This is a genomic window from uncultured Thiodictyon sp. (genome assembly GCF_903828115.1).
In the GTDB taxonomy this organism is placed as follows: Bacteria; Pseudomonadota; Gammaproteobacteria; order Chromatiales; family Chromatiaceae; genus Thiodictyon.
Window position 1 is genome coordinate 1 of the sequence record NZ_CAIKKU010000058.1, and the last position, 7,180, is coordinate 7,180.

Below are 7,180 nucleotides of genomic sequence, written 5' to 3' on the forward strand. Positions count from 1 at the left end.
GAGGTTATCGTAACGCCGCAGATTCTCCCGCACACCAAATCGCATCGCTTCTCCGATCACGACAACGACAACGACAACGACAACGAAACCCCCATCGATTGCGTTTGTGTTTAAGCTGTTCTTGACTCGTTACTTACTCTCACACGGCAGCCGCCTCGCGCACGGCCGCAGCGGCACGGCCGAGCGCAAAGGATTGCTCGTTGAGCTTATGCAGCTTCGGCGCCAGGTTGGCGTGAATGGCGGCGAGCCAGTGCTCCGAGGCGATCGGCAGGTGCGCCGACAGGGCCCCGAGCAGGGTCACATTCAGGCTCTTTTTGTTCTTGAGCGCCGCCGCGTCGAGCCGGTCCGGGCCGATCAGGACCCCGTTCGGGGCCAATACCGCACGGTTGACCTCCACCTGTGTCTCATCGAGCACCACCAGCACGTCCGCCTCCCCGGTGGGGACCATGGGGCTCCAGACCTGGGGGCCGAAGCGCACGTCGCTGCTCACCGAGCCGCCGCGCTGACTCATCCCGTGCAACTCGCTCTTCTTGACGTCGTAACCGGCGCGAAAGGCGGCGTCGGCCAGGATGTCGGAGGCCTTCAGCACGCCCTGACCGCCAAGCCCGGCAATAACCACGTTATAGATGTTTTTCATGCGGCTCGACCTCAGTCGTCAACGACTTGCGACGGGCAGGCCGTGGACCGGTCGGCCGCGGCCTTCTCATAGAAGCGGATCTTGGGGGCCGCCAGCACACAGGGCTGGCGGGCCACGATCAGGGAGGTCTCCGAGCGGGTCAGCAGGTCCTTGAGCAGCCCCTCCAGGGTGCCGTCCGCCGCCTGAAAATCCACCACATGGACGTTCTTCACGCCCATGGCACGAGCCAGGTCCTCGAAGTGGATGCGCCCGGTCGCATCATGGTTGAGCGTGCGCCCGGTGCCCGGGTGCTCCTGCTGCCCGGTCATGGCCGTCGTGCCGTTGTCCAGGATCAGGACGACATGACCGGTGGCGGGCGGGTTGTAGACCATCTCGGCCAGACCGGTGAGCCCTGAGTGTACGAAGGTGGAATCGCCGATGACGCTCACCACCCGCCGCGCCTCCTCCTCCGGCAGGACATGGCGCAGGCCCAGGCCCACCCCGATGCTCGCCCCCATGCAGACGCAGGTATCCATGGCCTGGAAGGGCGGCAGGACGCCCAGCGTATAGCAGCCGATGTCGCCGGCGACGATGCAGTTCATATCGCGCAGGACCTCGAAGACGCCCCGGTGGGAACACCCCTGACAGAGTTCCGGCGGCTTGCCCTTGGGCGGTGCCGGTTCCGCGGTCTCGTCCCCGGCCAGGATGCGGCGCACGCGCGCCACCGTCAGTTCCCCGAAGCGGTATTGCTCCGGCTTGCCCTGCGCCGGGATGCCGGCGGCCCGCAGCGCGTCCAGCAGCACCGGGTCCCCCTCCTCCAGCACCACCAGGCGCTCGCACCCGGCCGCGAAGGTTCGAATGGTCTCCAGCGGCAGCGGGTAGGTGAGACCGATGGTCAGCAGGCAGGCCTGCGGTGCCGCTTCGCGTGCGTGCATGGCGGCGATGCCGGTGGCAATGAGGCCCACCTGCGGATGGCCGGCGAAGACCCGGTTCGGCCCCTCAGCGTCATTCCAGGCGGCGATCTCGGTGAGTTTCTGACGCAGCCGTCGGTGGGCCGGCTTGGCGTAGGCCGGGATCATGACCCGCGCCGGGATGTCCCGACGGAAGCCGGGCTCGGGCCCGATCGCCTCCCCGGGGACCGGCGCATCGTGGGGACGCACGATCGTCTTGGAGTGACAGACCCGGGTGGTGATGCGCAGCATCACCGGCAGGTGCCAGCGCTCGGAGAGCTCGAAGGCGAGCAGCGTGAAGTCGTAGGCCTCCTGGGAGTCCATCGGCTCCAGCATGGGCAGGGAGGCGGCGCGGGCATAGTGGCGGTTGTCCTGCTCGTTCTGGCTGGAGGCCATGCCCGGATCGTCCGCGGAGACCACCACCAGGCCCGCCGCCAGATCCGTATAGGCGGCGGTGAACAGGGGGTCCGCCGCCACATTGAGCCCCACATGCTTCATGGTCACCAGGGTGCGCGCCCCGCCGAAGACGGCACCCAGGCCCACCTCCAGCGCCACCTTCTCGTTGGGCGACCACTGGGCGCGCCCGCCGAGCCGGTCGAAGGTCTCCAGGATTTCGGTGGACGGGGTGCCCGGATAACCGGTACCCAGGCGCACCCCGGCGTGACGGGCGGCCAAGGCGATGGCCTCATCCCCGCTCAAGAGTTGTGGTGAATCGCTCATTTGTCGTAAGCCCCTCAGGCGGCCGGAGATGAATAGTAGATCATTATCTACCGGGTTGTTGCGGCGCAGCAAGGCGCGCCGTGCCGCGCGGGTCCCGGGCGCGGTCTTCGCGGGTCCGGCTCAACGTCGCCAGGCCCGCACCGGGCGGCCGTCCTGGTCGTCCTCCTCTTCCAGGCCGCCGTTCACCTGGAAGGCCGGCCCCGGGTCCAGGTCCCCGGGCCCCGCCAGGGTCGGCTCGCGGCGCGGGGACTGCGTGGTCGGCAGGACCACGGGGGCGGCGGGGGCGGCGGGGGCGACCGGGACCACTGGAACCACCGCGACGGCGGCGACCCGCACCGCGGTCGGCGTCGGTGCCCGGGGGCGCGCGGCGACGGAGCGCAGCCGCGGCTCACGCGCATCCTCCACCACCACCTCGGAGAGGGTATACAGGTCCGGCGCCGCCTCCGGGCGCGGCGGCGCCCTCAGCACCTGTACCGGAACCGGCGGCGCGGGCACCGGCCGGACCTGTGTCTGCATGGCCTGGACCAGGCGCTCGGTCAGCCCGGCGGCCGCGTAGTCGTCGGCCTCGCGCACCCGCACGAAGGGCAGCCCGGCGGCGGCACAGATGCGATCCAGGGCGTCGCGCGGCGGCGGCCGCCCGCGGCGCGAGCGCGGCGCCAGATTCACCGCGCCGACGATGGCGCCGGTCGCCGCCGCGCAGACCAGAAAATCGAACTGCCGGTCGCCCAGCAGCGCCCAGGCACGGCGCCGGGCGGCTCGATCCAGGCGCGGGCGCAGGGCGATCACCTCCGCCACCCGCACCCGCCCGTAGACCCGGAAGTCCGCGCCCAAGGCTCGTTCCAGCACGGCCAGAAAGGCGCGCTGCGGCGGCGTGAACAGGGCCTGATCCACCACAAAGGGCAAGCGTCCGCGACGCCCGAAGCGCCGGTGCAGGTGCAGACCGAAGGTCAGCAGCAGCAAGCCCGCCAGGCCCAGCAGAAAATAGAAATGCCCCACTTCAGTTGTCCCCGGCCAGCCGCGCTCACCGTCCCGCCGTCGTCACCGGAACGGACACGCGACCGACCCTGCTCAAGACACCGATCAGGGGATCGGCGAAATCGTGAAAACAAAAACTTAGAATGCTACACGAGGGATGCGCCGCAAGTCACGCGGCATCGCACGCGGCGGCACCTGCAAACGGAGTCGGGGCGTCCCGCCCCGCGCCGGTTCCAACCATCACGGTCACGAGGCCGGCGCGGTGGCCGAGCAGGCGCGCCTGCTCGGCGCGCAGGTGGTCGGCCTCGACCGCCTTGTCGCAGTCGTCCAGGGCGCGGCGCCAGTGGTCCAGTGACTCGCCGTCGCGCAGGCGAAAAGCGGTCCCGGCCAGCTTGATCAGGTGGGTGGCGGTGGTGTAGCCGGGGTAAGCGCGGTGCCGACGGGTGAAGGCAGCCGGCTTGCCGACGATGGCGATTTCAATCAGGTGAGTGATGGCCATGTAGACATCCGCCGGGTCCGCCTCCGGCTAGCGGCGGGGGCTGGCCTTTGCCCACTTTACCCCAATGGCCGACGGGGGCAAGCGGCGCGGCGGGTGCGGGTGCGATCCGGACGGATGTGGACTGATGTGGTCGCGCGAACGCCGTACGATGCGCAGCGAATAAAGCAGGAGATGCCAGATTGATCGAGAAACTGTTCGGACTGCACGGCCGGGTCGCGGTCGTCACCGGTGCCGGGGCCGGCGGCGGTATCGGTCACGCCATCGCGCTGGGCCTGGCGCGCGCTGGGGCGCGGCTGGCGGTGTGCGACCTGGATGAGGCGGGGTTGGCGCAGACGCTGCGCGAGTTGGCCGAGGTCTCCGCGGACCCGCTCGGGCGCATCGCGGATATCACGAGCGCCGCGGCGCTTAAGGGCTTTTTCGAGGCGATCGACGAGACGCTCGGCCAGGTCGACGTGTTGGTCAACGTGCCCTTCTTCTTCCGCGACCGGGTCAAGCCGCACCTGGTCACTGAGGACGCCTGGGACCGGACCTTCGAGGTCAGCGCCAAGGGCTATTTCCTGACGATCCGCGAGGCCCTGCCGCGCATGTTGGCGGCGGGCTCGGGTTCGATCATCAACATCGGTTCCAATGCGGGGGTGAACGCCCTGGGCCGCGGGGCCTTCGCCTATGCCTGCGCCAAGGCGGCCGTGCACCAGATGACCCGCGAGATCGCGGTGGAATATGCCGCCCGGGGCATCCGCTGCAACGCCATCCTGCCGGCGCAGGTCCTGACCCCGGGGCTGCGGGCGCATCTGGATAATCCGCAGTTCAGGCGCGAGGTGCTGCCGCGCATCCTGGCGGGGCTGCCGATGGGCCGCCTGCTGGAGCCGGACGACTGCGTTGGCGCGGCGGTGTTTCTGGCCTCCGATGCCTCCCGCATGGTGACCGGCGCCCTGCTGGCGGTGGACGGGGGCAATACCGCCATGAACGCGGGCGGGGGGGCGCTGCCGTTCTCTTAGACTTGAATTCTACGTGCCAGCGTCGCGGGTTCAGGCGCATCACCTTGCAGGCCGAAGTCGAGTTGGTTGATCGCCAGCGCGAGGTCCGTGACGCCCGGGTCACTGAACTTCACGCTGAGCGCGACCCGATCGATGTCGGCGCTGGCGCGAACGATGCCCAGAAAGATGGCCGAACCGTCGCCACTCTCGTTTGAAACGCCGGACAGATCGTGGGTCTCGAGCAGATTGTCGGCAGCGTCGAAGACCGAAATCACGCCGGTGAAGGCGCCGAGGAGCATACTCTGGATCTGTGTACTGATCTGCGTGACATAGCTGAAATCGCCAAGGCTCCCCGCGGCCGGGGTCGTCGCCGCGAGCGCCGACCAGGTCGCACCACCATCGGTGGATTTGAAGACCCCGGCGCCGCGGATTGCATCGACATTATAGAAGCCTTCACCGGTGCCGGCGTAGAGTACCTGTGGATTGCCGGGCTCCATCGCCAACGCGGCTACCGCAACGTTGGGCAGCAGCAGGTCGGTCAACTGATTCCAGGTAGCACCGGCATCTGTCGTCTTCCACACGCCGCCGCCCACCGCGGCGGTGTACATGGTGCTGGGATTGGTGGGATCGATCAGCAACTGACGGATACGGCCGCCCTGGTTGTTGGGGCCGAGCGGGCTCCAGGTGCCTAGGGCCTCGCCCGCCGCCGCGTCGATGACGGTGTCGGCGCTCAGCACCGCGCCCCGGCGCGACGAGTAGTAGGGTGTCTTGCGCGCCGCGTCCAGCGCGGCCCGATAGAGTTGCGGGTCGAGCGGCCGGATGCCCTGGGTTATCTGGTTGCCGCGCGTGATGATAGGTGCGCTTGTTAGCGTAGAAGGCGACCGCCTCTTGCGGCTGGTCGGCACGCGCCGGGTTCGATTTCTTACGCTTGCGCTCGGCGCGCTGCTGCAACTGCGCCACCTTGGCGGGCGTGAGATGCGAGGCCTGTGCACCATCGACACCGGCTTCGCCCGCCGTCGGCTAGTGTTCGCTCTTGGACGGCGAGAGATCGAGCGCTGGGCCGCCGGTCCATAATCGGCTGCGCACCCACGAAGCCGGTCCCGACCGCGGAACCCGCCGCGCCAGCCCGGCGCTGCGGCTCAGTGCCCGCGCCGGCCGAGCCCTCAGCCCGGCGCGGCCTACCCAGCGGACGGCCAAGCGCTTCGGGCGTGCGGGGCACCCGACGAAATTGAGCTTCGGGCCGATACTTCGTGTCCTGCCCCGCTTGGCAACCGGGCGAACTTGGATCAGACTTCGGCAGCGGGCCCGGAAAGCCAGGTCTACCGACCAACAGCCGACCAAACGATCATGACTTGCGGTCAAATAGAGGCCCATGCACACCCCAAACCATACCCGCCGGAAACCCTGGACGCGCCTGCTGCCGGCCCTGATGATCGCCATCGCGGGCCAGGCGCCCCTTGCTGCCCCGGGATCCGCCCCCGTACTGGGGCCCGCATTCACCAAGGCGCAGGTCGGCGAGCAGGACAAGGACCCCGCATTCGACCTGGCGCTGCGCGCCCGCTCCCCGAGCCAACTCGTGGTCGCCGCCGCCCGCTATGAAAATGGCGAGGGGGTCGCCCAGAACACCCGCAAGGCCGTGCAGCTTTATTGCAAGGCCGCGGCCAAGGGGGAGACGCAGGCAGCGGTGCGGCTCGGTCAGATCTACGCCTTCGGGCGCGGCATCTACCGCGATCAGGACCTGGCGGCCGCCTGGTTCCAGGCGGCGGCGGGCAAGCGCGACCTGATCGCGCTGCGCCTGCTCAAGGTCCTGAAGGTGGAGGGAAAAACCAAGCGTGAGCCCGAATGTCTGCTCGACCCGCCCCTGCCCCCGGCCACGCGCTTCGCCTCCCGTACGCATCCGGCCAAGGGCCAGGTGGCCTCACTGGTGCGAAAGCTGGCCCCTCAGTACCAATTGGACCCGGAGTTGGTGCTGGCCCTCATCGAGGCGGAATCCAATTTCAACCCGCGCGCCCTGTCGCCCAAGAATGCCCAGGGGCTGATGCAGCTCATCCCCGCGACGGCGGAGCGCTTCGGGGTCCGCGACGCCTGGGACCCGGAGCAAAACCTGCGCGGTGGCATGGCCTATCTGCGCTGGCTGCTGGCCCGCTTCAAGGGTAATGTCCAACTCGCCCTGGCCGGTTACAACGCCGGCGAGGGGGCCGTGGAGCGCCACGGCGGCATCCCGCCCTATGCCGAAACCCGTGCCTATGTGAGCCATATCATCGCGCGGATCAACTGAGCGGTTAAGGAATGCTCATCGCGTCGTTGTCGTTGTCGTTGTCGTAATCGAGGTCATCGTAGCGCCTCGGATTCCCTCACACGCCAAATTGCATCGCTTCTCCGATTACGATTACGACAACGACAACGACAACGACAACGACAACGACAACGACAACGACAACGA

At 68.6% G+C, this 7,180-nt stretch carries 8 protein-coding genes; 3 read left to right on the forward strand and 5 right to left on the reverse strand.

What is annotated here, in order from left to right; translation table 11 throughout:
- Positions 1 to 139 precede the first annotated feature (139 nt).
- The 4 genes from QZY48_RS02070 to QZY48_RS02085 all read right to left on the reverse strand — a co-directional run bounded on the left by QZY48_RS02070 (position 140) and on the right by QZY48_RS02085 (position 3,760).
- A complete protein-coding gene (locus tag QZY48_RS02070; RefSeq protein WP_295427050.1) occupies positions 140 to 637 on the reverse strand; it encodes a 2-oxoacid:acceptor oxidoreductase family protein in 498 nt (165 codons plus the stop codon).
- A gap of 11 nt (positions 638 to 648) precedes the next feature.
- On the reverse strand, positions 649 to 2,286 hold the full coding sequence (locus tag QZY48_RS02075; protein WP_295427053.1) for a thiamine pyrophosphate-dependent enzyme: 1,638 nt from the start codon (positions 2,284 to 2,286) through the stop codon (positions 649 to 651).
- Positions 2,287 to 2,406: 120 nt separating this feature from the next.
- A complete protein-coding gene (locus tag QZY48_RS02080) occupies positions 2,407 to 3,282 on the reverse strand; it encodes a DUF2726 domain-containing protein (protein WP_295427055.1) in 876 nt (291 codons plus the stop codon).
- A gap of 148 nt (positions 3,283 to 3,430) precedes the next feature.
- Positions 3,431 to 3,760 (reverse strand): hypothetical protein, encoded by a 330-nt coding sequence (locus tag QZY48_RS02085; protein WP_295427057.1) that lies wholly within the window; start codon positions 3,758 to 3,760, stop codon positions 3,431 to 3,433.
- Positions 3,761 to 3,939: 179 nt separating this feature from the next.
- Between QZY48_RS02085 and QZY48_RS02090 the strand changes: the two genes are divergently transcribed.
- Positions 3,940 to 4,758 carry an SDR family NAD(P)-dependent oxidoreductase gene (locus QZY48_RS02090; protein WP_295427060.1) on the forward strand — a complete coding sequence of 273 codons (819 nt, stop codon included), beginning with the start codon at positions 3,940 to 3,942 and terminating at the stop codon, positions 4,756 to 4,758.
- Here the strand turns inward: QZY48_RS02090 and QZY48_RS02095 are convergent.
- On the reverse strand, positions 4,755 to 5,474 hold the full coding sequence (locus QZY48_RS02095) for a hypothetical protein (RefSeq protein ID WP_295427061.1): 720 nt from the start codon (positions 5,472 to 5,474) through the stop codon (positions 4,755 to 4,757). The two genes, QZY48_RS02090 and QZY48_RS02095, sit on opposite strands and share 4 nt — an antisense overlap.
- 82 nt (positions 5,475 to 5,556) lie before the next feature.
- On the opposite strand from QZY48_RS02095, the gene QZY48_RS02100 reads away from it, so the two are divergent.
- The gene (locus tag QZY48_RS02100; protein ID WP_295427063.1) at positions 5,557 to 5,811 is read left to right on the forward strand and encodes a hypothetical protein; all 255 of its coding nucleotides are present in this window, start codon (positions 5,557 to 5,559) and stop codon (positions 5,809 to 5,811) included.
- Positions 5,812 to 6,109: 298 nt separating this feature from the next.
- A complete protein-coding gene (locus tag QZY48_RS02105; protein WP_295427066.1) occupies positions 6,110 to 7,015 on the forward strand; it encodes a transglycosylase SLT domain-containing protein in 906 nt (301 codons plus the stop codon).
- Positions 7,016 to 7,180 lie beyond the last annotated feature (165 nt).

Excerpts from the sequence above, each read along its gene's own strand:
- QZY48_RS02070 (WP_295427050.1), bottom strand. The coding sequence starts at position 637 with ATGAAAAACATCTATAACGTGGTTATTGCCGGGCTTGGCGGTCAGGGC.
- QZY48_RS02075 (WP_295427053.1), bottom strand. The coding sequence starts at position 2,286 with ATGAGCGATTCACCACAACTCTTGAGCGGGGATGAGGCCATCGCCTTG.
- QZY48_RS02085 (WP_295427057.1), bottom strand. The coding sequence starts at position 3,760 with ATGGCCATCACTCACCTGATTGAAATCGCCATCGTCGGCAAGCCGGCT.
- QZY48_RS02100 (WP_295427063.1), top strand. The coding sequence starts at position 5,557 with ATGCCCTGGGTTATCTGGTTGCCGCGCGTGATGATAGGTGCGCTTGTT.
- QZY48_RS02105 (WP_295427066.1), top strand. The coding sequence starts at position 6,110 with ATGCACACCCCAAACCATACCCGCCGGAAACCCTGGACGCGCCTGCTG.